General features: G+C 69.7%; 16 protein-coding genes. 6 read left to right on the top strand and 10 right to left on the bottom strand.

What is annotated here, in order from left to right:
* Positions 1-21: 21 nt before the first annotated feature.
* Positions 22-1,266 (bottom strand): RNA polymerase sigma factor, encoded by a 1,245-nt coding sequence (locus HRJ34_RS00865; RefSeq protein ID WP_208633098.1) that lies wholly within the window; start codon positions 1,264-1,266, stop codon positions 22-24.
* A complete protein-coding gene (locus tag HRJ34_RS00860; protein ID WP_011951954.1) occupies positions 1,263-1,643 on the bottom strand; it encodes a YciI family protein in 381 nt (126 codons plus the stop codon). Before HRJ34_RS00860 ends, HRJ34_RS00865 begins: the two co-directional genes overlap by 4 nt.
* A gap of 357 nt (positions 1,644-2,000) precedes the next feature.
* Between HRJ34_RS00860 and HRJ34_RS00855 the strand changes: the two genes are divergently transcribed.
* Positions 2,001-2,897 carry an endonuclease/exonuclease/phosphatase family protein gene (locus HRJ34_RS00855; protein WP_226949224.1) on the top strand — a complete coding sequence of 299 codons (897 nt, stop codon included), beginning with the start codon at positions 2,001-2,003 and terminating at the stop codon, positions 2,895-2,897.
* A 9-nt stretch (positions 2,898-2,906) separates the two neighbouring features.
* On the opposite strand, the gene HRJ34_RS00850 is transcribed toward HRJ34_RS00855, so the two are convergent.
* The 3 genes from HRJ34_RS00850 to putA form a co-directional block, all read right to left on the bottom strand.
* Positions 2,907-4,877 (bottom strand): alpha/beta hydrolase family protein, encoded by a 1,971-nt coding sequence (locus HRJ34_RS00850; RefSeq protein WP_208633097.1) that lies wholly within the window; start codon positions 4,875-4,877, stop codon positions 2,907-2,909.
* A gap of 77 nt (positions 4,878-4,954) precedes the next feature.
* Positions 4,955-5,701, bottom strand: coding sequence for a prepilin peptidase (locus HRJ34_RS00845; RefSeq protein WP_208633096.1), 747 nt, complete (start codon positions 5,699-5,701; stop codon positions 4,955-4,957).
* Positions 5,702-5,877: 176 nt separating this feature from the next.
* A complete protein-coding gene (putA, locus tag HRJ34_RS00840) occupies positions 5,878-8,976 on the bottom strand; it encodes a bifunctional proline dehydrogenase/L-glutamate gamma-semialdehyde dehydrogenase PutA (RefSeq protein WP_208633095.1) in 3,099 nt (1,032 codons plus the stop codon).
* A 109-nt stretch (positions 8,977-9,085) separates the two neighbouring features.
* Here putA and HRJ34_RS00835 point away from each other — a divergent pair, with 109 nt between their 5' ends.
* The 4 genes from HRJ34_RS00835 (at position 9,086) to HRJ34_RS00820 (ending at position 14,732) form a co-directional block, all read left to right on the top strand.
* Positions 9,086-9,565: an Lrp/AsnC ligand binding domain-containing protein gene (locus HRJ34_RS00835; RefSeq protein ID WP_029549135.1), complete on the top strand. Its 480-nt coding sequence runs from the start codon at positions 9,086-9,088 to the stop codon at positions 9,563-9,565.
* A 303-nt stretch (positions 9,566-9,868) separates the two neighbouring features.
* On the top strand, positions 9,869-13,219 hold the full coding sequence (locus HRJ34_RS00830) for a TonB-dependent receptor (RefSeq protein ID WP_011951960.1): 3,351 nt from the start codon (positions 9,869-9,871) through the stop codon (positions 13,217-13,219).
* A 125-nt stretch (positions 13,220-13,344) separates the two neighbouring features.
* Positions 13,345-14,286, top strand: a complete 942-nt coding sequence (locus HRJ34_RS00825; RefSeq protein ID WP_011951961.1) for an alpha/beta hydrolase family protein — start codon at positions 13,345-13,347, stop codon at positions 14,284-14,286.
* A 14-nt stretch (positions 14,287-14,300) separates the two neighbouring features.
* Positions 14,301-14,732 carry a DUF5990 family protein gene (locus HRJ34_RS00820; protein ID WP_029995168.1) on the top strand — a complete coding sequence of 144 codons (432 nt, stop codon included), beginning with the start codon at positions 14,301-14,303 and terminating at the stop codon, positions 14,730-14,732.
* A gap of 168 nt (positions 14,733-14,900) precedes the next feature.
* Here HRJ34_RS00820 and HRJ34_RS00815 read toward each other — a convergent pair whose 3' ends face one another.
* The 4 genes from HRJ34_RS00815 to HRJ34_RS00800 form a co-directional block, all read right to left on the bottom strand.
* Positions 14,901-18,548: an error-prone DNA polymerase gene (locus HRJ34_RS00815; protein ID WP_208633094.1), complete on the bottom strand. Its 3,648-nt coding sequence runs from the start codon at positions 18,546-18,548 to the stop codon at positions 14,901-14,903.
* On the bottom strand, positions 18,545-20,092 hold the full coding sequence (locus HRJ34_RS00810) for a Y-family DNA polymerase (RefSeq protein WP_208633093.1): 1,548 nt from the start codon (positions 20,090-20,092) through the stop codon (positions 18,545-18,547). Before HRJ34_RS00810 ends, HRJ34_RS00815 begins: the two co-directional genes overlap by 4 nt.
* The gene (locus HRJ34_RS00805) at positions 19,983-20,789 is read right to left on the bottom strand and encodes an ImuA family protein (RefSeq protein ID WP_011951965.1); all 807 of its coding nucleotides are present in this window, start codon (positions 20,787-20,789) and stop codon (positions 19,983-19,985) included. Before HRJ34_RS00805 ends, HRJ34_RS00810 begins: the two co-directional genes overlap by 110 nt.
* 281 nt (positions 20,790-21,070) lie before the next feature.
* On the bottom strand, positions 21,071-21,478 hold the full coding sequence (locus HRJ34_RS00800) for a MerR family DNA-binding protein (RefSeq protein ID WP_029995468.1): 408 nt from the start codon (positions 21,476-21,478) through the stop codon (positions 21,071-21,073).
* A gap of 80 nt (positions 21,479-21,558) precedes the next feature.
* On the opposite strand from HRJ34_RS00800, the gene HRJ34_RS00795 reads away from it, so the two are divergent.
* A complete protein-coding gene (locus HRJ34_RS00795; protein ID WP_030091954.1) occupies positions 21,559-22,302 on the top strand; it encodes a MauE/DoxX family redox-associated membrane protein in 744 nt (247 codons plus the stop codon).
* Here the strand turns inward: HRJ34_RS00795 and HRJ34_RS00790 are convergent.
* Complete coding sequence (locus HRJ34_RS00790) at positions 22,262-23,194, bottom strand: EamA family transporter (RefSeq protein WP_208633092.1); 933 nt, start codon at positions 23,192-23,194, stop codon at positions 22,262-22,264. The genes HRJ34_RS00795 and HRJ34_RS00790 overlap by 41 nt on opposite strands.
* Positions 23,195-23,255: the final 61 nt, after the last annotated feature.

The following is a 23,255-nucleotide window of genomic DNA, read 5'->3' as shown; positions in this document are numbered from 1 at the left end:
TCCGCATTTATCTGGCCATATCTATTTGGGCTGCGATAGCCGATCGAGCTGCTGGCGGATATAGGCCGCCTCCGCCGCCGAGCCGGCCAGGCCGATCGCCCGGCCGAACGCGGCGCGCGCCTCTTCCGCCCGGCCGAGCTGATCGAGGAAGGCGCCCCGCGCGCCATGATAATAGAAATAGCCGTCGAGCCGTTCGCCGAGCGGCGCGATCAGGTCGAGCGCCGCCTCGGGCCCCGACAGCCGGCCGAGCGCGACCGCCCGGTTGAGCGTCACCACCGGCGAGGGCTGCATCCGTTCGAGCGTCGCATAGAGCCGCTCGATCCCGGCCCAGTCGGTGTCGGCGGCGGTCTTCGCCCGCGCGTGGAGCGCCGCGATCGCCGCCTGCACCTGATAGGGGCCGGGCCGGCGATGCCGCATCGCCTTGTCGAGCAGCGCCAGCCCCTCGGCGATCATCGCGCCGTCCCAGCGGCCGCGATCCTGATCCTCGAGCAGGACGACCTGCCCCTCCCCGTCGAGCCGCGCCGCACTACGCGCATGCTGGAGCAGCATCAGCGCGGCCAGCGCGAGGATCTCGGGCTCGGACGGGAACAGCCGCAGCAGCAGCCGGCCGAGCCGGATCGCCTCGCGACACAGCGGCTCGCGCGCGCCGGCCTCCGCGCCGCTCGCCGAATAGCCTTCGTTGAAGATCAGGTAGACCATCGCGGCGACCGCCCCCAGCCGCTCGGCCCGCTCGATCGGCCCCGGCGTCTCGAACGCCACGCCGCTGTCGGCGATGCGCGCCTTGGCGCGGGTGATGCGCTGCTCCATCGCCTTCTCGCCGACCAGGAAGGCGCGCGCGATCTGCGCCACGGTCAGGCCGGAGACGATGCGCAGCGCCAGCGCGATCGCGCCGGTGACGGGCAGGTCGGGATGGCAGCAGACGAACAGCAGCCGCAATATGTCGTCGCGATACTGGCCCTCGTCGAGCCGGTCGGCGAGCCCGGCCTCAGCATCGTCGAGGTCGGAAAGCTGGTCCTCGGGCGGCAGCGCCTCGGTCCGCGCCGCCTTGCGCACCGCATCGATTCCGCTGTTGCGGCCGACCAGGATCAGCCAGGCGGCGGGATCGCGCGGCGCCCCCTGCTCGGGCCAGCGCGCCAGCGCGCGCAAACAGGCCTCCTGATAGGCCTCCTCGGCCAGGTCCATGTCGCGGAAATAGCGGAGCAGCGCGGCCACCGCGCGCGGCCGGGCCGACGCCAGCGCCGCGTCGATCCAGGCGAGGTCGGTCACGAAGCCTCCACCTGCGCCTCGCCCGGCCGGTAGAGCATCAGCGGCCGCACCTCGTGCGCGCCGGCCGAGCCGCTCGCCCGGCCGAGTTCGGCCGCGACCTCGATCGCGGCGTCGAGGCTGTCGCAATCGACGACGTAGAAGCCGAGGAGCTGTTCCTTGGTTTCGGCGAAGGGGCCGTCGAGCACCAGCGGCTCGGCACCCTTGCGCACCGTGGTCGCCGCCGTCGTCGGCATCAGCCGGGCGACGGGGCCGAGCCGCCCTTCGGCGCGAAGCCGGTCCTGCACCGCGCCCAACCGCGCCATCACCGCCGTCTCGGTTTCCGCGCTCCAGGCGCCGACCACCTCTTCGGAATCATAGCAGAGGATCGCGTACAACATGCCCATCTCCTTGTCCGGCAGCGCCCCATGATCGCGTCCGCGCGACGGCCGTGCAACCGCCTGCCTCTACGACGCGGAACTGACCCACGATCCGACAGGAAGCGCAACGCGCCCGTCAAAAAATCTTCGCCGTCCTCGGGCATAGGGGGCGCACCGCAGCGGCCGAGGGGTGCGTGCCGCGCCGACGAACATGCGGAGGATCATCGATGGACGGGATCGTGCGGCGGGGCCTGTCCCGCCGGCAGGGCGCGCTCGTGCTGTTGCTGGGTAGCCTGTTGCTGCTGCTCGCCCGCGCGGCGCGGCGCGGGAGCAGCCGCCCTTTATCCCGCCCCACACGGCGACGCCGGCCTGTCGGTGATGACCTATAATGTCGAGGCGCCCTGGCCCGCCCGCTTCGGGCGCGGCGACGCGCTGGCGCGGATCGGCGAACGGCTGGCGGCGCTGCGCGCGACCGGCGCCCAGCCGCGCGTCGTGCTGTTGCAGGAGGCCTTTTCGGACGACGCCAAGGCGATCCGCGCGGCATCGGGCCATCGCTATGCCGCCTTCGGCCCCGACGACGCCCTCGCCGGTCCGCCGACGCGCTCCCCCGCCGATCGCGCCTTCGCGGCCGAGGCCTCCTTCCTGAAGGGCGAGCGGAGCGGCAAGCTGCTCGACAGCGGGCTCGTCATCCTGTCGGACTATCCGATCCTGTCGGTGCGCCGCGCCGCCTTCCCCGCCGCCGCCTGCGCCGGCTATGACTGCCTCGCCAACAAGGGGATGGTCATGGCGGTGGTCGCGGTGCCGGGCGCGCCGGGCCCGATCGCCGTGGTCAACCTCCACCTCAATTCGAAGCGCGCCTCGGGCGTCGCGATCGAGCGCGCCGACGCCGCCTTCCGCCAGCAGGTGGCGGCGCTCGACCGCTTCCTGGCGGCCAACCATGTCCCCGGCATGCCGATGATCGTCGGCGGCGACTTCAACATCGGCCGCAGCGCCGCGCGCCGGACGATGGTGATGGAGGTGCTGGCGCGCCACCACGGCACGGCGCCGGCCGACGCGCTGTCGGCCTGCACGGGCGTCTGCCGCGACGGCCTGTCCGCCGACGCCCGCGAGGCGCGCCGTCGCGCCAAGGACTGGCAGTTCCTGATCCCCGGCGCCGCCGCCGACCTGACGGTGCGCCGCATCGCCACCCCGTTCGGCCGCGAGGCCGACGGATCGATGCTGTCGGACCATGTCGGCTACACCGCCTATCTGACGATGGCGGCGAACCCGGCCTGACCTAACCGATCACATCCCCATCGACTGGCGCAGGAAGGCATCGCTGTCGCGGAGCATCCGTGCGCGCATCGCGCCGTCCTCGATCTGGTGGTCGCGGTTCTCGAAGATCACCGTCTTGTGCGGGACGCCGGCCGCGGCCAGCGCCCGGTCCATCACCCGCGTCTGCTCGACATTGACGTTGCGGTCCATCGTGCCGTGGAACAGCATCACCGGGGCCTTGATCTGCGCCGCGTTGCGCGCGGGCGATCCCTGCAGCACCTGCGGTCCCGATCCGATGAAGTCGCTGACGAGGCGATAATCGCTCCACCAGCGCGACTGCTCCTTGAGCAGCGGCAGGTCGGTCACCGGGGCGATCGCGACGATCGCCTTGAACAAGGCGGGGTCGACCACCGCCGACTGGAGCGCCGCATAGCCGCCATAGGACCAGCCGACCGCCGCGAGCTTGCTGGGATCGGCGATCCCCTGCTTGATCATCCAGCGCGCCCCGTCGCCGATGTCGGAGACCGCCGTCGGCCAGGACTTGAAGCCGTTCTGCAGATACCAGTCGTCGCCATAGCCGGTCGACCCGCGGAAATTGGGCTGCAGCACGGCGAAGCCGCGCGCCGCATAATATTGCGCCAGCCAATCGAAACCCCATGTGTCGCGCGCGCCGGGGCCGCCATGCGGCATGACGATCGCGGGGAGGTTCTTGCCCGCGCTGCCGGCCGGCAGGGTCAGATAGCCGGGGATCATGGTGCCGTCGGCGGCCGGATAGGACACCGGCTTCATCTCGGCGAGCTGGACGCCTTCGAGCTGCGGCCGGTTCGGCTGGAAGGTCGCCATCTGCTTGGTCGTCCGGTCGAGGATATAATAGACGCCCGGATCCTTGTCGCTGCCCGCCCAGATCAGCAGCTTCTTCTCGTCCATGCTCGAATCGACGATGCGGACCATCGGCTGCCCCGGCAGCGCCTTGGCCAGCGAGTCCCTGAGCTTGGCGAGGTCCGCGTCGAAATAGACCGCCTGGCGGATATCGGTGGCATAGCTGGCGCCGATCACGCGGTTGCGCCGGCCGATATGGATCAGCTTATCGACGTCGACATCGAGCCGCGAATAGACCAGTTCCTCCTTGAGCGATCCGTCGAGCGCGATGCGATAGACGGCCTTGAGGCCGTTCTTCTTGCGGAAGCCATAGACGGCGTTGCGCTCATAATCGACCGAGTCCGGCTCGAACCCATCCTCGGTGACATAGTTGTAATCGGACAGCGGCTCCCATTTCTTGCTGCCCGCCTGCCGGTAATAATAGCGGATCACGCCGCTGTCGCGGCCACCCTCATTCTGCTGGATCGCCTTGATCCGCAGCGTGCCGTGGCCGTCGCTGATATAGGTGGAGACATCCTGCTGGGCGCTTTCGACGCGCGACGAGCTGAGCGTGCGCGTGTCGACCTTGTCCACCGTCATGCCTTCCTCGCTCTTGCCCAGGCGCGTGCCCAGGCGGGAGTCGGGAAGCTGGTTGCGGGTCATCAGGACGTTGCCATCCTCCTCCGGCAGCCAGTCGATCACCTCGCCGCCGCGCAGGTTGTAGCCGCGCGAATTGCTGTTGTGCATCGCGCTGAGCATGCGCGGATTGCCGCCATTGGCGTCGATCGCGACGACCCGCGAATAGGGGATGATACCCGCATTGGCCAACTCGGCGGGCTGGGCGAGGCCCCATATCCCGCACACCAGCCGGTCGTTGGCGATCCAGTTGCAGTCCGACAGGCGATCGGGCTCGCCGTTCATGGCGAAGGCGACCTTGGGCTCCTTGTCGATCCCGGGCGCGAAAGTCAGCAGCGCCGAGCCCTGCCCCGCGGTCGGGACGACATAGGCCAGCCGCGATCCGTCGGGCGACAGGCTGATCTGCTCGATCTGCTCGCGCGCGCCGAAGGCGGTCGCGAGATCGGTCTGCGCCGATGCGCCCGTAGCGGCCAGCGCCAGCGCGGCCGCGATCCATCTGACAGTCATAAGCCCTCCCTGTACGGGGCCCTGTTTAGGGGCACCGGCCGCTCGGGCAAGCGCAATCCTGTCCATAATCGAACAACTTACCCGATCGCCCCCATCGCGGCGGCGACCCAGGCGCCCCACGCGGCGAGCGCCAGAAAGGGGCCGAAGGGCAGCCGCGAGGTCGCGCCGAGGCGGCGGCCCACCAGCGACAGGAGCAGCGCTGCCGCCAACCCCGCCAGCGCCGCGCCGAGCAGGACGATCGGCAGCATGCGCCAGCCGAGCCACAGGCCGATCGCCCCGAACAGCTTGGGGTCGCCGCCCCCCATCCCGTCGCGGCCGCGCAACCGGCGATAGCCGTGGCGCACCGCCTCCAGCAGCAGGAAACCCGCCACGCTGCCGATCAGCCGGTCGGCAAGATCGGGCGGCAGTCCGGCCAGTCCGACGACCAGCCCGGCCAGCGCCAGCACGATCGTCAGCCGGTCGGGCAGCCAGAAATGGCGGAGGTCGAGCAGCGCCAGGGCGAGCAGCAGCCAGCCGAACAACGCCCCGGCGATCGCCTGCTGGAGATCGGGGGCTGCCGCCACGCCGATCGCGCCGATCGCCGCGCCGAGCAGCTCGGCGAGCGGATGGACGGGGTCGATCCGGCCGCCGCAACAGGCCGCCCGGCCACGCTGCACGGCATAGCTCAGGACGGGCACGAGCCGCGCCGGGCCGAGCGGCGCGCCGCACCCGTCGCAGGCGGAACGGCCGCGCGCCGCCGACCGGCCCTGCGGCCAGCGGACGACGATCGTCGCGATGAAGCTGCCGAAGATCACCCCCAGCAGCGCGCCTGCCGCGATCAGCATTGCGGTCCCAATCCCCTGCCGCCCGCTGTCATGGGGCCGTCATGCAGTCATGCAATAGGGCCGGGCGGAAGGATAGTGGTCACGCTTATGCATAACATCGGAAGCTGTCAGTGGAGCCTGCTCGGCCGGCTGCTGATGTTCGCCACCCGCAACGCGACCGCGCCCGCTCCATCCCCTCAGAGGTTGAGCAAGGCCGGGTCGCCGCCCTGCGCGGTGATGTTCACCGACAAGGCCCGCTCGGTCGCGTAGCGCAGCAGCGCATGCGGACCGCCGGCCTTCGGGCCGGTGCCCGACAGCCCCTCCCCGCCGAACGGCTGGACGCCGACCACCGCGCCGATGATCGAGCGGTTCACATAGACATTGCCGGCCGGCACCAGCTCGCGCACCTCCTCGGCGAAGCGCTCGATCCGGCTGTGGACGCCGAGCGTCAGGCCATAGCCGCGCGCGGCGAGCCGCCCCGCGACCTTGGCGAGATCGGCCGGATCGTAGCGGACGATGTGGAGGATCGGGCCGAACACCTCGCGCTCCAGATAGTCGGCGGCGGGAATCTCGGCCATCAGCGGCGCGAAGAAGTCGCCGCCCTCGGGCGCCGCGCATTCATGCAGGATCACCGCCTCGCGCGACAGCCGCTCGCGATGCGCGGCGAGCGCCGCCTTCGCCTCGGCGTCGATCACCGGGCCGACGTCGGTCGCGGGATCGGCCGGATCGCCGATGACGAGCGCCTCCATCGCGCCCTTCAGCGTCGCGACCAGTTCGTCGGCGCTGTCGCGCGGCACGAACAGCAGCCGCAGCGCCGAGCAGCGCTGGCCCGCCGAGCCGAAGGCCGACAGGACGACGTCGTCGACCACCTGCTCGCGCAGCGCGGTGGTGTCGACGAACATGCCGTTGAGGCCGCCCGTCTCGGCGATGAATGGGATGATCGGCCCGTTGCGCGCGGCGAGCTGGCGGTTGATCGCCCAGGCGGTCTCGGTGCCGCCGGTGAAGGCGACGCCATCGATCCCGGGATGGTTGACGATCGCGCCGCCGACGGTGGCGCCGTCGCCGGGCAGCAGCGCCAGCAGGTCGGGGTCGAGCCCCGCCTTGTGGAACAGGCGGACGGCGCGCGCCGCGACCAGCGGGGTCTGTTCGGCCGGCTTGGCGAGCACCGCGTTGCCCGCCGCCAGCGCCGCCGCGATCTGGCCGGTGAAGATGGCGAGCGGGAAGTTCCACGGGCTGATGCAGGCGAAGACGCCGCGCCCGGCCAGTTCGAGCTGGTTGGTCTCCCCCACCGGCCCCGGCAACACCGCCGGCGCGCCGAACTGCCGCTCGGCCAGGTCCGCATAATAGCGGCAGAAGTCGACCGCCTCGCGGACCTCGGCGACGCCGTCGTTGAGCGTCTTGCCCGCCTCCAGCGAGAGCAGCGCGATCAGCGGGTCCATCTCCGCCTCCAGCGCGTCGCCCATCGCCCGCAGCACGGCGGCGCGACCGGCGCCGCCCAGCCGGTTCCAGCCGGGCTGCGCGGCGCGCGCGGCCGCGATCGCGCGGTCGATGTCGGCGGGGGTCGCGGTCGACGCATAGCCGATCACCCGGCCGCGATCGGCGGGGCTGGTCACCGGATCGGAGGCGGCGGCAATCAGCCGGCCCCGGATGATCGCGCCCGAGGTCTCGCGCTCGCCCGCGGTCAGCACGGCCGTCTTCGCCGCCAGCCCCCGCGCCTCGACCAGCGAATAGTCGCGGCCGGGCGGGTTGCGGCGCGACGGGCCGTAGATGTCGGCCGGCAGCGCGATCCGCGCGTGGCGCCGGGGATGCGCCTCGACCGCCGCGATCGGATCGGCGACCACCAGCTCGGCGGGCACCCGCTCGTCGAGCAGCGCGTGGACGAAGCTGGTGTTGGCGCCGTTCTCCAGCAGGCGGCGGACCAGATAGGGGAGCAGCTCCTCATGCCCGCCGACCGGCGCATAGGCGCGCAGGCGCAGCTCGCCGTACCGCTTCCCGGCGGCGGCGTAGAGCGCCTCGCCCATGCCGTGGAGGCGCTGATGCTCGATCGTCACGCCCGCGCCGTCGGCCATGCCGCGCACCGCCGCCAGGGTGTGGGCGTTGTGGCTGGCGAACTGCGGATAGAGCGCCGGGCTCGCGTCGATCAGCGCCTTGGCGCAGACCAGATAGGAGAGGTCGGTCGCCGCCTTGGTGGTGAAGACCGAATAGTCGGGCCGGCCCGCGACCTGCGCCTTCTTGATCTCGCTGTCCCAATAGGCGCCCTTGACGAGCCGGACCATGATCCGCCGCCCGCTGCCCTCTGCCAGCGCCCGCAGCGCGCCGATCACCGCCAGGCCGCGCTTCTGATAGGCCTGGACGACGACGCCGAGGCCCTTCCACTCGCCCAGCTCGGGCTCCTTCACCAACCGCTCGATCATCTTCAGCGAGATGACGAGCCGGTCGGCCTCCTCGGCGTCGATCGCGAAGTTGAGGTCGTGGCGCGCGGCGATCAGCGCGAGCCGCCTGACGCGCGGATAGAGCTCCTCCCAGACGCGCGCCTCCTGCACCGCCTCATAGCGGGGGGACAGCGCCGACAGCTTGACCGAGACGCCATGGCCGAGTTCGGGGCCGGCGCCATCCGCCGCCTTGCCGACCGCCTCGATCGCATCGGCATAGATCTTCTCGTAGCGCGCGGCGTCGGCGGCGGTGCGGGCCCCCTCGCCCAGCATGTCGAACGAGCAGAGATAGCCTTCGCGCCTGGCGCGGGCGAGCGCGTCGCCGATGGTGCGGCCGAGCACGAACTGCTCGCCCATCATCTTGACCGCGGCGCCGACCGCCTGGCGGATCACCGGCTCGCCGAGCCGGGCGGTGATGCGCTTGAGGAAGCCGCCCAGGTCGTTCTTCGCCTCCTCGTCGACGTCGACGAGCCGGCCGGTCAGCATCAGCCCCCAGGTCGAGGCGTTGACGAACAGGCTGTCCGACTGGCCGAGATGGCTGGCCCAGTCGGCCGATCCGATCTTCTCGGCGATCAGCCGGTCGCGGGTGTCGGCGTCGGGGGTGCGCAGCAGCGCCTCGGCCAGGCACATCAGCGCCAGCCCCTCGCGCGTGCCAAGCGAGAATTGCTGGAGGAAGCTCTCGACCACGCCCTGCTTCTTCGTCGCGCCGCGCGCGCCCTCGACCAGCGCGGTCGCCTCGGCGACGACGTCGGCGCGGTCCCGCGGGCCGAGCGGCTGGCGCTCGAGCAGGGTGCGCACCACCTCGCCCTCATCGGCATATTTGCCGGCGTCGATCATGTCCCAATTCGAAAGCAGGCTGGCCATCACATCCTCCGGCGATCGGCGATGATTCCCGATACATCTCCATGATATTGCCAATCTTGCCGAAGGTGCTTCATATTATGATGGCACACTCCGAATGGATAACCGGATTATGGCGGCCGAACCGAAGCATGTTCCGATCGACGAGACCGACCGCCGCCTGCTGAGGGCGTTGCAGGAGGACGGCCGAATCACCAACCAGGCGCTGGCGCAGCGCTGCGGCCTGTCGCCGGCGGCCTGCTTCGACCGGGTGAAGCGGCTGCGCGAGCGCGGCGTGATCACCGGCTATACCGCGCTGCTCGACCCCGAGAAGCTCGATCAGGCATTGATGATCTTCATCGAGGTGTTGCTCGACCGCACCACCGACGACGTGTTCAGCGCCTTTTCCGACCATGTCCGCCGCGTACCGCAGGTGATGGAATGCCATATGGTGGCGGGCGGCTTCGACTATCTGCTCAAGGTCCGCGTGTCGGACATGTCGGCCTATCGCAGCTTCCTGGGCGACATCCTGACGGCGATGCCGGGGGTGCGCGAGACGCGCACCTATGCGGTGCTGGAAGAGGTCAAGCTGACCACCCGACTGGCGGTGTGAGGCCCCCATCCGCCGCCGCCGCAGACGGGGTGGCCCAGCGCCGGAACCAGCCCGCCGATTCGCCCGGCATCATTTCGGATTCGTAATCTTATTCGCAGTGCAGCGCGGAATTCCGCCACTATCCTGACATTGTTGAAAGTATGAACCCAGGTTGAACCGACCGCCACAGAACGGTAATGAATGGGGCATAACAGCACAGGCGAGGGGCACGAAAAAGTGGCGATGACGGTGTCATCGACCAGTCTTTCTGGTGCGCCGCACAAACCGAATGTCCATCGCCCGGTGCGAAAAAGGGGACCTACAATGCGGAACTTCAATCTCGGCTGCGCCGCGGGCGCAATCGCTGTCGCCATCGTCGCGAGCGCTCCGGCCCTCGCCCAGGAAACCACCTCGTCGATCCAGGGCAACGTCACCGCGAACGGCGCGCCCGTCGCCGGTGCGACCGTCACCATCACCCATGTGCCGTCGGGCACCCGGTCGACGCTGACCACCGACGGCTCGGGCAGCTTCAACGCCAACGGCCTGCGCATCGGCGGCCCCTTCACCGTCGTCGTCAACGCGCCGGGCTATCCGACCTCGCAGGTCACCGACATCCACACCGTGATCGGCCAGCCCTATTCGCTGCCGATCGAGCTCGCCGAACAGGGCGGGCAGGAGATCATCGTCACCGCGAGCAGCATCAAGAACGCCCGCACCGTCTCGCAGGGGCCGGCGACGGTCCTCACCACCAGCGACATCGCGCAGGTCGCCACGATCAACCGCGACATCCGCGACCTGATGCGCCGCGACCCGTTCGCCCGGCTCGACGACACCCCCTCGGGCGGCCGCGCGGTCTCCTTCGCGGGCCAGAACGCCCGCTTCAACCGCTTCACCGTCGACGGCGTGCCGATCACCGACAATTTCGGCCTCAACCCGGACGGCCTTCCCAGCCGCCGCTCGCCGATCCCGCTCGACGCGGTCGGCCAGTTCCAGACCAAGGTCGCGCCCTATGACGTCCGCGAGGGCAATTTCCAGGGCGGCGTGATCAACATCGTGCTCCGGTCGGGCACCAACGACTTCCAGGGCACCGGCTTCTACGCCTATTCGTCGGACGAGCTGAGCGGCAAGAAGACCAAGAAGGGGCCCGGCGTCCCGACCGGCAAGGTCACCCTGCCGAACTTCACCTACAAGAATTACGGCGCCGAGCTGTCGGGCCCGATCATCAAGGACAAGCTGTTCTTCATGGTCGCCGGCGAGAGCATCCGCGCGCCGCGCCCGATCTCGGAGGGCCCCGGCGACAACAATGCCGGCACCGCGATCCCCAACCTGACCCAGGCGATGGTCGACAACGTCGTCGACATCGCCAAGAGCCGCTACAATTACGACGCGGGCGAGGTGCTCAACACCAACGGCGACAAGGACGACCGCCTGGTCGCCAAGCTCGACGCCAACCTGTCGGAAACGCAGCGCCTCTCGCTGACCTACGCCTATGCGAAGGATCAGATCTACCTGACGAACAACGTCAACACCGGCACCTCGGCCCCCGGCCTCGGCCTCTCGTCGAACGCCTATGTCCAGGGCAACAAGCTGCACACCGGCGTGCTCCAGCTCAACTCCGACTGGTCGGACGACTTCTCGACCGAGGCGCGCGGCTTCTACAAGAAATATGTCCGCCTGCAGGACCCGCTGATGGGCCGCGGCTTCGCCCAGTTCCGGGTCTGCACCGCGCCGACCTCCGACCGCGGCTCGGGCACGCCGACCAGCAACACCGAGGCGACGAGCTGCCCGTCGGGCGTGCCGATCGTGTCGATCGGCCCGGACAATTCGCGCCAGACCAACGCGCTCAACACGGAGACCTTCGGCGGCTCGTTCCAGGCGCGCCTGACCCGGGGCGACCATGACATCCGCGCCTTCACCGAATATTCGCATGTGAAGGTGTTCAACGCCTTCCTGCAGAACACGGCCGGCAACTATTATTTCGACTCGATCGCCGACTTCCAGGCCGGCAACGCGCAGAGCCTGCAATATCAGAACGCGATCCCGTCGCTCGATCCCGACGACGCGGCCGCCAAGTTCAGCTACCAGACCTACACCTTCGGCCTCCAGGACACCTGGCGTCCCGATCCGACCTTCACCCTGTCCTACGGCCTGCGCTACGACCTGTACGGCGGCGAGAGCCGGCCGGCGTTCAACCCGAACTTCCTGAACCGCTACGGCTTCAACAACATCTCCTACCTCAACGGCCGCGGCCTGCTGCAGCCGCGCCTCGGCTTCGACTGGAAGCCCACCTCGCGCCTCGCGGTGCGCGGCGGCGGCGGCATCTTCGGCGGCGGCGCGCCCGACGTCTATGTGTCGAACAGCTTCTCGAACACCGGCATCCTGACCAACACCCAGACGATCCGGATGAACAACGACGGCAGCTTCAACGTGCCGGGGCTGACCGGCGCCGGGGCGGCCACGGTCGGCGGCGCGGCGCTGGTCGGCGTCGACGGCACCGTGATCCGCGACGCGGTGAACCAGTATATCGCCAACGGCTCGATCATCGCGGCCTCGACCACCAACGCGCTGGATCCGAACTTCAAGATCCCGTCGCAGTGGCGCGCCACCATGTCGTTCGACTATCGCGCGAACCTCGGCTTCCTCGGCGACGACTGGCAGTTCGGCCTCGACCTGCTCTACTCGAAGGTCCGCAACCAGGTGTTCTTCACCGACATCCGCTCGGTGCCGATCGCCGGATCGCTGACCCCCGACGGCCGCCAGCGCTATACCGGCCTGCTCGGCTTCAACGACAGCAATGCCGACTATTTCCTGACCAACACCAAGAAGGGCCGCAGCTACATCGCCGTCGCCCGCCTGGACAAGGCGTGGGATTTCGGCCTGTCGGCCGGCATCCGCTTCACCTATCAGGACATCAAGGACCAGGCGCCGGCGACCTCGTCGACCGCGTCGTCCAACTATGGCAACGGCGCCTTCCTGGACGCCAACGGCGCCGCCTACGGCATCTCGAACGACCAGGTGAAGTACAACATCAAGTACAACCTGTCGTTCGAGCGTGAGTTCTTCGGCGACAACAAGACGACGATCTCGCTGTTCGGCGAGACCCGCATCGGCCGTCCGTACAGCTACACCATGTTCGACCCGTCGTCGGGCCGCAGCCCGGTGTTCGGCACGGTCGGCAGCGGTTCGCGCTACCTGCTCTACGTGCCGAAGATCGGCGGCGATCCGCTGGTCTCCTACGACTCGGACGCCACCCAGGCGGCGTTCGAGAACTTCGTCCGGACCTCGGGCCTGGAGAAGTATCAGGGCAAGATCGCGCCGCGCAACAAGTTCAACTCCAAGTGGTTCACCCGTTTCGACCTGCACCTGTCGCAGGAAGTGCCGACGGGCCTGGGCGACTCGAAGGTGACCTTCTTCGCGGACATCGAGAACTTCACCAACCTGATCAACAAGAAGTGGGGCCAGATCCGCGAATACGCCTTCCCCTACACCTCCGCGCCGATTCGCGTCGCCTGCCTCACCACGGCCGGCAACGCCAATGGCAAGGGGACCAAGGCGACCAACTCGTCGCAGACCTGCGCCCAGTATCAATATTCGCAGTTCACCCAGCCGACCGACACGATCTATTCGAGCCAGTCGCTCTATGCGATCCGCGTCGGCGTGCGCTTCTCCTTCTGATCCGAAGGACCGCACCGGAAAATGGGGGCTCCGCCACGGCGGGGCCCCTTTTTCGTTCCGGAACCCCCTGTTCCGGGTTGTTTCGGGACTGGCCAGCCGCCCCGATTTGCGCCACCTAGGCGGCGATGGGTCTGGTAAGGTCGTTCGCTGCATTCTGTCTGTCGCTGATCGGCGCCACCGCCGCCCATGCGGCATCGCCGATCACCCTGTGCGAGGGGGTGTGGCTCGACGCCACGCGCGGCCGGCCGGTGCCGGTGCGGATACGCATGCCCGCCGGGCGCGAGAAGGTCGGCGTCATCCTGTTCAGCCACGGCCTCGGCGGCTCGCTCGACGCGGGGACGATCTGGGCGCATGCCTGGGCGGAGGGCGGCTTCGCGGTCGTCAACATCCAGCATGAGGGCAGCGACAGCGCGATCTTCGGCAAGCCGGGCTTCAAGTCGGCGCTCAACGGCGAGCAGCTCGCCGCCCGCGCGCGCGACATCCAGTTCGTGATCGGCGAGCTCGGCCGGCGCCTGCTCGAAGGGCCGTGCGACCTCCAGCGGATCGACCTCAACCGGATCGGCGTCGCCGGCCACAGCTTCGGCGCCCAGACCATCCAGGCGATCGCGGGGCAGAGCTTCCCGGTCAAGATCGAGCCGCCGCTGAGCGATCCCAGGGTGCGGGCGGCGGTCGGCCTCAGCCCCTCGCCCCCGCTCACCGGATCGCCCGAGAGCGCCTTCGCGACGATCCGCATCCCGTTCCTGTCGATCACCGGCACCGCCGACGCGGTGCCCTTCGTCACGCCGATCACCGCGCTCCAGCGGCAGCAGCCCTTCCGGCTGATGCCGCCGGGCGAGAAATATCTGCTGGTGCTGAAGGACGGCACCCACGAGATGTTCGCGGGCCAGCTGTTCCGCACCACGCTGAACGGCGAGCCGACCCCGCACATCCGCAACACGGTGATCGCGACGACGCTGGCCTTCTGGTACGCGACGCTCGGCCATGACAAGCGGGCGCTGCAATGGCTGCAGAGCCCGACCGGCCTGCGCGCCGGCCTGCCACCCGGCGACGTCTTCGAGAGCAAATAGGGATCGCGCGCGCCATGGCCCGAGCGGATCAGACCGACATCGCCCTGCGGATCGTCATCGAGCGGCCGGTGATCGGCGTGCTCCACAGCCTGCAAGGCAAGGACGACCTTCCGCTGGACCCGAAAAGCTCGCTCGGCGGCGAAGCCCTGGTCTTCGACGTCCCGATCCGCGTGGCCCCCGGCCCCAAATTCTTCGGGGAGCAGGTGCGCCGCGAAGGTCCGGTCCGGCGGTTCGTCTATATCCGGGTGGGCCAGCTGGCCGGCGATCCGGCGTCTCCCTGGTCGCGCAGGATCAAGATCGACATCCACGACATCGGGGATGCGCTGCTGGATCGTGCGATGCAGGGCGATGCCGTGATCGAAACGACGATCGACGGAACCGGCGCGGACGGTACGCCGGCCTGCGCCACGGTGCGGCCCATGGCCCGGCGCATCGCTCCGCGCTGAGACGGGGGCATTCCCTGGAACGTCGCGCCTTGAATATGACCCGCTCCGCCTGAGGAGCCACCGAGCTTGGCGAAGTGGCGTCTCGAAGGCCCTTCGAGACGGGCTTCGACTTCGCTCAGCCCTCCTCAGGGTGAGCGGATAGGGCGGCCGCGATGCTCTAGGAATCACTCAATGGAAATCGCGCGACTTCGGCAGGATGCGGACGTTGCGCGGGTGGCTGCCGCGCGGGACATGGTCGCGGGGTGGCTGGGGATGCTCGAACACGTCGGCGGGCAGCAACTCGATCGTCGCGCGGTGATCCTCCGACAGCCGGTCGAGCTCGGCGGTGCGGTCGTCGACGATCGCGCCCATCAGGTGGACGACGCCTTCGGGGCTCTTCTGGATCTCGCCCTCCACCACCATCAGCCGCGACGCCATCACCTGCCGGCGCTGCACCTCGAAGGTCCGCGCCCAGAGCAGGACGTTGGTGATCCCGGTCTCGTCCTCCAGGGTGATGAAGATCGCCTTGCCCTCGCCCGGCCGCTGGCGGACCAGCACCACCCCCGCCACCTTGGCGCGGCGGCCATTCTTCGCCTGGGCGACCTCGGCGCAGCTCAGCACGCCCTCGCGGCGGAAGACGTCGCGCAGGAACTGCATCGGATGGCCTTTGAGCGACAGCCGGGTCATCTGGTAATCGGCGGCGACATGCTCGGACAGCGGCATCGCCGGCAGCATCGCATCGGGCTCCTCGCCCAGTTCGCGCGCCTTGGCCGCGGCGAACAGCGGCAGCTCGCCGTCGGGGGTGCGCCGCGCCTCCCACAGGGCCGCGCGCCGGTCGAGCCCGAGCGAGCGGAAGGCGTCGGTGTCGGCGAGCAGGCGCAGCGCGCGGCGCGGCAGCTTCGCCCGGCGGGCGAGTTCCTCGATGCTGGCGAAGGTCCCCTGTCCCCGCGCCTCGGCGATCGCCTCGGCCCAGGCCTCGCGAAAGCCCTCGACCTGGCGCAGCCCGATCCGCAGCGCGAGTCGGCCGGGCGACCCTTCGAGGCTGTTGTCCCAGCCGCTGCGATTGACGTCGGCCGCGCGCACCTCGACCCCATGCTCGCGCGCGTCGCGGACGATCTGCGCCGGGGCGTAGAAGCCCATCGGCTGCGAATTGAGCAGCGCGCAGGCGAACACCGCCGGATAGCGGCACTTGATGTAGGAAGAGGCGTAGACGAGCAGCGCGAAGGACTGGGCATGGCTTTCGGGAAAGCCGTAGCTGCCGAAACCCTTGATCTGGGCGAAGCAGCGCTCGGCGAAGTCGCGCGGATAGCCGCGCGCGACCATCCCCTCGACCATCTTGCCCTCGAACTCCGGCATGGTGCCGACATGGCGGAAGGTCGCCATCGCGCGGCGGAGCTGGTTGGCCTCGCCATCGGTGAATTTGGCGGCGACGATCGCCAGCTTCATCGCCTGTTCCTGGAACAGCGGGACGCCGAGGGTCTTGCTCAGCACGTCTTCGAGCTCGGGCGCGCCATCCGGTCCTTTCGGGCCCGGATAGTCGATGACGAGCCTCCCCTCGCGCTCCTCCTTGCGGCGCTTGAGATAGGGATGGACCATGCCGCCCTGGATCGGCCCCGGCCGGACGATCGCGACCTGCACGACCAGATCGTAGAGCGTTCGCGGCCGCAGCCGCGGCAGCATGTTGATCTGGGCGCGGCTCTCGACCTGGAAGACGCCGATGCTGTCGCCCTTGCACAGCATGTCATAGATGTCCTCCTGCTCCTTCGGGATCGTCGCGAGCGCATATTCCTTGCCGGTATGCGCCTGGATCAGCGCGAACGCCTTGCGGATGCAGGTGAGCATGCCGAGCGCCAGCACGTCGACCTTCATCAGCCCGAGCGCGTCGATGTCGTCCTTGTCCCATTCGATGAAGGTGCGATCGTCCATCGCGGCGTTGTGGATCGGCACCGTCTCGTCGAGCCGATCCTCGGTCAGCACGAAGCCGCCGACATGCTGCGACAGATGGCGCGGGAAGGTCAGCAGCTGCTCGACGAGCATGTTGAGCCGGGCGATCTCGACATTGCCGGGGTCGAAGCCGGTCTCGTGGAAGCGCTTGTTCTCCATCGTCGCGGCATAGCTGCCCCAGATGGTCGAGGTCAGTTTCGCCGCGACGTCCTCGCTGAGGCCCAGAACCTTGGCGATCTCGCGCACCGCGCTGCGCGGGCGATAGTGGATGACGGTGGCGGCGATGCCGGCCCGGTGGCGGCCATAGCGCGCATAGACATGCTGCATCACCTCCTCGCGCCGCTCATGCTCGAAATCGACGTCGATGTCGGGCGGCTCGTTGCGGTCCTCGGAGATGAAGCGCGAGAAGAGCAGCTTGTTCCGGACCGGATCGACCTCGGTGATGCCGAGGACGTAGCAGATCACCGAATTGGCCGCCGACCCCCGCCCCTGACAGAGGATCTTCTCGCCGCGCGCGAAGGCGACCACGTCATGGACGGTCAGGAAATAATAGGCATAGCGCGCGTCGCGGACGAGCTTCAACTCGGTCTCGACCAGGTCGAGCACCTTTTGCTCGGGGTTCGGGCCGTAGCGCCAGGCGATGCCCTTCTCGACCAGATGCTCGAGCCAGCCCTGCGGGGTCCAGCCTTCGGGAACGGGCTCGTGCGGATATTCATATTGCAACTGCTTCAGGTCGAAATCGATCCGATCGAGCAGCGCGACGCCTGCGGCGACGGCCTGTGGATGATCAGCGAACAGCCGCGCCATCTCATGACCGGGCTTGAGGTGCCGTTCGCCATTGGCGGCCAGCCGCGTCCCCGCCTCGTCGAGCGTGAGGCCGAGGCGGATGCAGGTGACGACATCGTGGAGCGGCCGCTGGCCGGGCGTGGCGTAGAGCGCGTCGTTGGTGGCGAGGAGCGGGACGCCGACCTCCTTCGCCAGGCGCGCATAAGTGGCGATCCTTCGCCTGTCGCGCCCCGAATAAGGCATCGACAAGCCCAGCCAGACCCGATCCGGCGCGGCGCGATCGAGGATGGAGAGCACCCTCCTCAACCCGTCATCCCAGCCCCTCGACTGCCTGCAAGGCAGGCGCTCGGGATGGACTTCGGCCTTCGGCCGAAGGCTGGGATCCATGTCTGTCGTCTCGCGAGATGCCGCCGGGGACGGATCGTCCTCCACCCGAACGCCATCGACCGTGGCGAGAGACATGGGCCCCAGCCTTCGCTGGGGCGACGGTGGAAAGATTTCCTCCCTTCTCTCTTCGTCATTCCCGCGAAAGCGGGAATCCACGGTCACGGAGCGCTCCGGCTCCAGCGAACCGCCGTCCATGGATTCCCGCTTTCGCGAGAATGACGAGGGAGAGGACGAGGCATCCCATGTCGGATGCGGCCGCGCGCCTTCCTCGCCCAGCACCAGCCCCTCGCCGCCCGGAATCACGATCAGCAGCAGGTCGTCGAGATGGCCGAGCAGGTCGTCGAGGAAGAGGATGCAGTCGCCCTTGATCGCGCGGCGGTTGCCGGTGGTCAGCAGCCGGGTCAGCCGGCCCCAGCCGCGGCGCGTCGCGGGATAGGCGACGATGTCGGGCGTCCCATCGACGAACACCAGCCGCGCGCCCGTCGCCAGCTTGAAGGCGAAGTCGGGAAGCCCCGCCTTCCTGGCCTCCTCGCGCGCCTTGCGGACCGCGTCCCACGCCCGCACCACCCCGGCGACGCTGTTGCGGTCGGCGATGCCGATGCCGGCATGGCCCGCCGCCCTCGCCGCCGCGACCATGTCCGCCGCAGCGGAGGCGCCGCGCAGGAAGCTGTAGTTGGTCGCCGCGACCATCTCGGCGAAGGGGAAGGCCTCGGCGCTCATGCGAACAGGCCGTGGATGTACCAGGCGGGCTGCTCCGCCTCGCGTCCGTAGAGGCCCAGCCGGAACAGCCAGAAGCGCCGGCCCTTGCCGTCCTCGACCCGGTAATAGTCGCGGCTGAGGCCGGCATTGTCGGCGCGCCGCCACCACAGCGCGCCGATCCGCTCGGGGCCCTCGGCCAGCGTCACCTCGTGCAGCTCGCGGCGCCAGCGGAAGCGGCTCGGCGGGCCGTCGGGAACGCCCGCCATCACCTCGATCGGCTGGGGCGGATCGAACAAATGGGTCGGGCGCAGCGGCGGCTCGCCGGGTTCGGGGTCGGGCCAGCCGCCCGCCGGGCCGCCCTCGATCGCGGGAAAGACGAACGCCGCCTGCTCGGGGACATGGCTGTCGCGCGGAGCCAGCCGCCGCACCCGGTGGCGGCCCAGCCGGGTCGACAGCCGGTCGAGCAGCTGCGCCAGTTCCCCTTGCGCCAGCGCGCCGCCTTCGAGCGGGAGCTGGAGCGGGGCAAGCGGCTCGAACATCGGCACCGACAGGCGCACCAGATCGAAGCCGAAGCCGGGATCGACCGGATCGGCGAGCACCGCCAGCCGCTCGTCGAACAGCCGCATGACGACCCTGGCATCGCGCACCGGCAGCCCGGTCTCGATCCGCAGCGCGCGGACCAGCCCGTCGGTGCGGAAGAGCTGCGCCTCGAACCGGCGACCGCCGCGATGCGCCGCCTCCATCCGCGACGCCGCCCGCTCGACCAGCTCGCCGATCGCGGCCAGCGCGCCCTCGGTGCGGCCGATCGGCTCGGCGAAGCGCCGTTCGAGCATCAGCGCCGGTTCGGGCCGGCGCGGGGTGATGCGGACGTCGCGCCCGCCCGCGATCCGGCGCAGCCGGTCGGGCGCCGCCTCGCCGAACCGCGCCGCGAGCAGCCGCGACGGCCGCGCCTCCAGATCGCCGAGCCGCCGGAACCCCGCCCGGCGCAGCCCGACCGTCTCCTCCCCGTCGAGACCGAGCGCCTCGACGGGCAAGGCCCCAAGCGTCGTTCCGGCGACGGGCTCTGGACGATAGCGCGCCAGCGCATGGGCGGCGTCGGGCGTGTCGGCCAGCGCGCTCAGCACCTCCAGCCCGAGCCGGCCGAACCGGGCCGCGAGGTCGTCGCGCAGCGCCGCCTCGCCGCCGAACAGATGCGCGCAACCGCTGATGTCGAGCAGCAGCCCGTCGGGCGGATCGAGCGCGACCATCGGGGTATAACGGTCGCAGCCGTCGGCGATCCGTTCGAGGAAGCGGGCGTCGGCCGGGGGATCATGATCGGCGACGCCGAGATCGGGCAGGCGCGCGCGGGCGTCGGCGAGACTGAGGCCCGGGACCATGCCCAGCGCCAGCGCCGCGCGGTCGACCGCGGCGAGGCATATCGCCCCCTTGCGCTTCTCGACCAGCGCGAAGGGCGCGTCAGGCGGACAGCCGTTCCGGCGGCGCGCCGCCCGCGCCAGCCGGTCGGCCGGCAGGAAGGGGAAGAACAGCGCCAGATAGCGGCGCCTGTTCGAAGCTGTGCTCGTCACGGTTCCACTCCAGCCATGCGCTCAGGCCATCCAGCCCCCCGCGATGGCGCAGCAATTCGATTCCGATCGCCGGATGGCCCGGCGCCCCCGCCTCCAGCGCCGCCGACGCGCGCGAGCGCACCCGCCAGCGGCTATAGGCGGCGCTCGGCCCCGGTTCCGCCTCGGCGCGGAGCAGCAGCACCGTCACCCCCGATTTCTCCGCCGCGACCGCGAGCCGGCGGCTGGCCGTCAGGTCGAGGCCGCGCGCCGCCTTCCACGGCTCGATCAGCAGCGCGCCGACCTGCGGGCAGCGGACCGCGTCGCCCGCCGCGCGCAGCAGCGCCGGCTCGTCGGGCGCGACGACCTCGATCAGCCGCGCCGGATCGAAGCCGAGATCGGCGAGCCCCGGCCCGTAGAGCGTCCCCGCCGCCTTCACCGCGCCCTCCTGCCGCAGCCAGAGCAAAGGCGCGGACCCGGTCTCTCCCTCCGCTCCGGCGGCGCGCATCGCCAGCATCAGCGCGGCCCCGGCCAGCGCCGCGCGATCGTCGGCCTCGGCCGCGAACAGCTCGTGCAGGCGCCCTTTCGGCAGGCCGCCGCCGAGCTGCGCGTCGAGCTCCGCCGCGCCCAGGGCGAACAGCGCGCCTGCGGCGGGCCTCGGCCCTTCGATCGCGCCGACGCGCGCGCGAAGAGCGGCCAGGATGGACGGCGACTCACGCATGTTCTATTTTTGTTCTTATACTCTCCCCGCCGGGGGGCGAGTCAAGGGGAGGCGGTCAGCCGTTGGGAACCAGCGCGTTGAACAACAGCAGCGAGTCGGCGACGGCCAGCGACAACAGGACGGCCTTGGCGGCGAAGATGTTGAGGATCTGCATCATGTCTCTTCCGAAGAGGGGATGCGATCCCGATAGGAGGCCTTTCTTTCCCGGCGTTGTCAGCGGCGACAATCGCCTTTCAGCCCTGCAACAATAGGGTGCGAATGCCTTGCATCCGCATCCCGCGTCAGCCGTCGAAGGCGGTCAGGATCGGGCACGGCCCCTCCTGCGTCGAGGCGCAGGCGCCCGCCATGCGGCGCAGCGCCTCGCGCGCCTGTTGCAGCTTCGCGATCTCGGCGTCGATCGCCTCGATCCGCGCCGTGGCCAGCTCGCGAGCGCGCTGCCGGTCCTGCCCCGCGTCGAGCGCGAGCAGCTCAGCGATCTCGCCTAGGGTGAAGCCCGCCGCCTGGGCCGAACGGATGAAGCGCAGCCGGCGGACGTCCTCCGCGCCATAGCGGCGGATGCCGCCCGCCATGCCCGACCCGTGCGGTCGCCGCGGCTCCGCCAGCAGGCCGCGCCGCTGATAATAGCGGATCGTCTCGACCCCGACGCCGCCGGCACCCGCCAGTCCCGAAATCGTCAGTCCCGCAGCCATCGGCATAACCTCTTGCAACCGTACCATGGTACAGCCCCTAGATAGGGCGCATCGCTGTTGGTTCAACCGAAGGAATGCCCATGGATACCGCCGCTCGGCCCACCGCCATCCTCTATCGCATGGTGATGTCGGACCATGTCTGCCCCTATGGGCTGAAGGCGCTGCACCTGCTGCGGAGCCGGGGCTATGCGGTCGACGACCGCTGGCTGCGGACGCGCGAGGAGACCGACGCGTTCAAGGCCGAGCATGACGTCAAGACGACGCCGCAGGTCTTCATCGACGGCCGGCGGATCGGCGGCCATGACGACCTGCGCCGCCATCTCGGCCTGAAGGTCGCCGAGCCCGGCGCGACCAGCTATCGCCCGGTCGCCGTGCTGTTCGCGATGACCGCGCTGATGGCGCTGGCGGCGAGCATGGCGGCGTTCGGATCGCCCTTCACCATGCAGGCGGGGCAATGGTTCATCGCCTTCAGCATGTGCGCGCTCGCGCTGCTCAAGCTCCAGGACGTCGATCGCTTCGCGACGATGTTCCTCAACTACGACCTGCTGGCGCGCCGCTGGGTGCCCTATGGCACCATCTACCCCTATGCGGAGGGCCTGGCCGGCGTGCTGATGGCGGCGGGCGTGCTGACCTGGCTGTCGGCGCCGATCGCGCTGTTCATCGGCGGCATCGGCGCGGTGTCGGTATTCAAGGCGGTCTATGTCGACAAGCGGTCGATCAAATGCGCCTGCGTCGGCGGATCGTCGAACGTGCCGCTCGGCTTCGTGTCGATGCTCGAAAACGTCATGATGGTGGCGATGGCGGCGTGGATGCTTGCGATGTGACGATCAGGCGGGCGGCGCGCGGCCACAGCATGTTGAGCGCGAGCCCGCCGATCACCAGCGCGGCGGCGGCGATCTTCCAGGCGGGCAGCGCCTCGCCGAGGACGAGGGCGGAGGTCGCCATGCCGACGACCGGCACCAGCATCGCCGTCGGCGTGATCGCCGCCGCCGGATGGCGCGCGAGCAGCCAGCCCCAGGCGGCATAGCCGAACATGGTGTTGCCGACCGACTGCCACAGCACCGCCGCCCAGGCGGTCGGCCCGGCATGGGTGATCGCGCCGGCGATCGCCGGCCAGCCCTCCGCCAGCAGCGCGAGGAGGAACAGCGGCGGCACCGCGAACAGGCTGGCCCAGACGACGAAGCCGAGCATGTCGGTCGCCCCGCTCGCCTTGGCGACATGGTTGCCGATGCCCCAGCACAAGGCCGCGACCAGCGTCAGGGCGAGGCCGAACAGCGTCGCGCTGGCGTCGCCATGCTCGATGATGAGCACGATCCCCAGCACCGACAGCGACAGCGCCACGATCTGGAACGGCCGCAACGCCTCGCCCGAGAACAGCATCGCCAGGACGATGGTGAAGAAGACATGGCTCTGCACCACCAGCGACGCCAGCCCCGGCGAGATGAAGCCGTCCATCGCGATGTAGAGCAGCCCGAACTGCCCGACGCCGATCAGCACGCCATAGGCGGCCAGCGACCGCCACGACACCGCCGGGCGGCGGATGAAGAAGGCGGCCGGCACCAGCGCGAAGAAGAAGCGCAGCGCGGCGAACAGCAGCGGCGGCAGTTCGTCGAGCGCGACCCGGATGACGGTGAAATTGGTCCCCCAGACGAGCACGACGCCCAGCGCCAGCAGCAGGTGGGACAAGGGGACGCGATGATGGCCGGCATCGTTCATGGCGCGAGGCCTATCGACAGGATCGCCGTCTGACCATCCGGACAATCGGCTTTTATTGTCA

Source organism: Rhizorhabdus wittichii (genome assembly GCF_017607425.1).
In the GTDB taxonomy this organism is placed as follows: domain Bacteria; phylum Pseudomonadota; class Alphaproteobacteria; order Sphingomonadales; family Sphingomonadaceae; genus Rhizorhabdus; species Rhizorhabdus wittichii.
Note: the sequence above shows the minus strand (reverse complement) of the source record. Positions and strands in the feature narration are given on the sequence as shown.

Excerpts from the sequence above, each read along its gene's own strand:
- HRJ34_RS00820 (WP_029995168.1), top strand. The coding sequence starts at position 14,301 with ATGGCCCGAGCGGATCAGACCGACATCGCCCTGCGGATCGTCATCGAG.
- HRJ34_RS00830 (WP_011951960.1), top strand. The coding sequence starts at position 9,869 with ATGCGGAACTTCAATCTCGGCTGCGCCGCGGGCGCAATCGCTGTCGCC.
- HRJ34_RS00850 (WP_208633097.1), bottom strand. The coding sequence starts at position 4,877 with ATGACTGTCAGATGGATCGCGGCCGCGCTGGCGCTGGCCGCTACGGGC.
- HRJ34_RS00815 (WP_208633094.1), bottom strand. The coding sequence starts at position 18,548 with ATGAGCGCCGAGGCCTTCCCCTTCGCCGAGATGGTCGCGGCGACCAAC.
- HRJ34_RS00805 (WP_011951965.1), bottom strand. The coding sequence starts at position 20,789 with ATGCGTGAGTCGCCGTCCATCCTGGCCGCTCTTCGCGCGCGCGTCGGC.
- HRJ34_RS00800 (WP_029995468.1), bottom strand. The coding sequence starts at position 21,478 with ATGGCTGCGGGACTGACGATTTCGGGACTGGCGGGTGCCGGCGGCGTC.
- putA (WP_208633095.1), bottom strand. The coding sequence starts at position 8,976 with ATGGCCAGCCTGCTTTCGAATTGGGACATGATCGACGCCGGCAAATAT.
- HRJ34_RS00855 (WP_226949224.1), top strand. The coding sequence starts at position 2,001 with ATGACCTATAATGTCGAGGCGCCCTGGCCCGCCCGCTTCGGGCGCGGC.
- HRJ34_RS00795 (WP_030091954.1), top strand. The coding sequence starts at position 21,559 with ATGGATACCGCCGCTCGGCCCACCGCCATCCTCTATCGCATGGTGATG.
- HRJ34_RS00860 (WP_011951954.1), bottom strand. The coding sequence starts at position 1,643 with ATGTTGTACGCGATCCTCTGCTATGATTCCGAAGAGGTGGTCGGCGCC.
- HRJ34_RS00835 (WP_029549135.1), top strand. The coding sequence starts at position 9,086 with ATGGCGGCCGAACCGAAGCATGTTCCGATCGACGAGACCGACCGCCGC.
- HRJ34_RS00825 (WP_011951961.1), top strand. The coding sequence starts at position 13,345 with ATGGGTCTGGTAAGGTCGTTCGCTGCATTCTGTCTGTCGCTGATCGGC.
- HRJ34_RS00845 (WP_208633096.1), bottom strand. The coding sequence starts at position 5,701 with ATGCTGATCGCGGCAGGCGCGCTGCTGGGGGTGATCTTCGGCAGCTTC.
- HRJ34_RS00790 (WP_208633092.1), bottom strand. The coding sequence starts at position 23,194 with ATGAACGATGCCGGCCATCATCGCGTCCCCTTGTCCCACCTGCTGCTG.